Source organism: Mycobacterium sp. TH-M15 (assembly GCF_057473705.1).
In genome coordinates, this window is sequence record NZ_JBYCLB010000490.1 from 1 (window position 1) to 1950 (window position 1950).

At 69.4% G+C, this 1950-nt stretch carries 3 protein-coding genes; 1 reads left to right on the plus strand and 2 read right to left on the minus strand.

The genetic code is table 11. From position 1 onward, the window contains the following. Window positions 1-2: 2 nt before the first annotated feature. Window positions 3-884, minus strand: coding sequence for a LysR family transcriptional regulator (locus AC2VNT_RS11960; RefSeq protein ID WP_486947064.1), 882 nt, complete (start codon window positions 882-884; stop codon window positions 3-5). Between the two features lie 127 nt (window positions 885-1011). Between AC2VNT_RS11960 and AC2VNT_RS11965 the strand changes: the two genes are divergently transcribed. Next, window positions 1012-1761 (plus strand): SDR family oxidoreductase, encoded by a 750-nt coding sequence (locus AC2VNT_RS11965; RefSeq protein WP_486947065.1) that lies wholly within the window; start codon window positions 1012-1014, stop codon window positions 1759-1761. Window positions 1762-1841: 80 nt separating this feature from the next. On the opposite strand, the gene AC2VNT_RS11970 is transcribed toward AC2VNT_RS11965, so the two are convergent. Continuing rightward, on the minus strand, window positions 1842-1950 hold a 109-nt coding region (locus AC2VNT_RS11970), incomplete at its 5' end, for a hypothetical protein (protein ID WP_486947066.1).

A 1950-nucleotide genomic window follows, 5' to 3' on the forward strand; every position in this document is an offset into this window, starting at 1 on the left:
GCTCACCCGCGCCCGACGATCAGATCCCGCACAGCCGAGTGGGTGTGCAGCTGCCACAGCGCCTGGATCGGTGCCAGCGGCGGGTCGGCGAGCTCGATCACGGTGACCGCACCGTCCAGCGCCGGCCCCGGTGCCGAGGTGACGAAGGCGACCGCGTCCTCGGTGAGGGCGGCCGCCTCCGGCGGGCAGCCCTGCAGCCGGCTGACCCGGTAGGCCGGCTCGAATCCGGCGCGCCGGCAGGCGTTGACCAGAAAATCGCTGTAGTACGACGACCCGGGCGGCGCCCACAGCGCGATCGGCTCGTTCGCCAGGTCGGCGACGCTGACGTGGGACCGGCTGGCCAACCGGTGGTGGCTGCGCACCGCCACCCGCAGGGCGTCGTAGCGGATCACCGTGCTGGCCAGGTGTTCCTGCGGCACCACCCCGCGGCGCAACCCGAGCTGCACCGTGCCGTCGCGGACCCCCGCGGTCATCCGGTCGGGGAAGAGCTGCAGCACCGTGAACGAGGTGGCGGGCAGCGCGGCGACCGCCGACCGGATCAGCGCGTAGACGTCGCCGCTGCTGATCGCCGGGGAGTGGCCGACGACGAATTCGTCGGCCTGATCGTCGGCAGCGGCCCGGGTGTGCTGGATGACGGTCTGCGCGGCGGTCAGCAGGGACCGGCCCTCGTCCAGCAGGGTTTGACCGGCCGGCGTCAGGGTGATCCGCCGGTTGGCCCGGATCAGCAGCGCGGCGCCGACCTCTTTCTCCAGCTGCCGGACCGAGTTCGACAACGCCTGCTGGGAGAGCCGCAGCTGGGCGGCGGCCCGGGTGAAGCCCCGGGCATCGGCGACCGCGACGAAATGGCTCAGGCGGCGCAGGTCGGGGCGGACCGGATCGGGCATCGCATCACCCTATCGACAAGTAATGCTTGTCAATACCGCATTCAAAGTTGTTTCTCATTTGTGGATCTCCCGGGTAACTTGGCGATGACAACTGGTGCAACTTGACGGTGACAACAGGAGGGTGAAGATGAGCGATCTTGCGGGCAGATCGGCGGTGGTGGCCGCCGGGGCCAAGAACCTGGGCGGCTTGATCAGCACCACGCTGGCCCAGAGCGGCGTCAACGTCGCGGTGCACTACAACAGCGCGAGCAGCGAACCGGACGCCGACAAGACGGTCGCCGCGGTGGAAGCGGCCGGCGCCAAGGCGATCAAGGTGCAGGGTGACCTGACCAAGCCGGCCACCGTCGTCGCGCTCTTCGACGCGGCCGTCGATGCGTTCGGCGGGGTGGATCTGGCGGTCAACACGGTCGGCAAGGTGCTGCGCAAGCCGATCCTGGAGACCACCGAGGCCGAATACGATTCGATGTTCGACATCAACGCCAAGGCCGCCTACTTCTTCTTGCAGCAGGCCGGCAAGCGGCTCAACGACAACGGTTCGGTGGTGACTATCGTCACCGCGCTGCTGGGCGCGTTCACCGACGGCTACTCCACCTACGCGGGCTCCAAGTCTCCGGTGGAGCACTTCACCCGGGCGGCGGCCAAGGAATTCGGCAGCCGCGGCATCAACGTCAACAGCGTCGCGCCCGGCCCGATGGACACCCCGTTCTTCTACCCGCAGGAGACCCCGGAGCGGGTCGAGTTCCACAAGTCGCAGGGGATGGGCAATCGGCTGACCCGGATCGAGGACATCGCGCCGCTGGTGGCGTTCCTGCTCGGCGACGGTCACTGGATCACCGGGCAGACCATCTTCGCCAACGGCGGCTACACGACGCGTTAGCCCGCGCGAGCGTGCGCAAACCCGGTGGTGTGCGCGGCGTCTCGGCCGGGGACACGCACCGTCGCGAGGAGACGGGACCCCTACAGCGGGATGTTCTTGTGCCGGCCGCGCCGCGCGGGCGCTTCGGCCAGCGCCTCGGTGAGCTTGCTGCGGGTGTGCGCCGGGTCGATCTTCTCGTCGACGACGCCG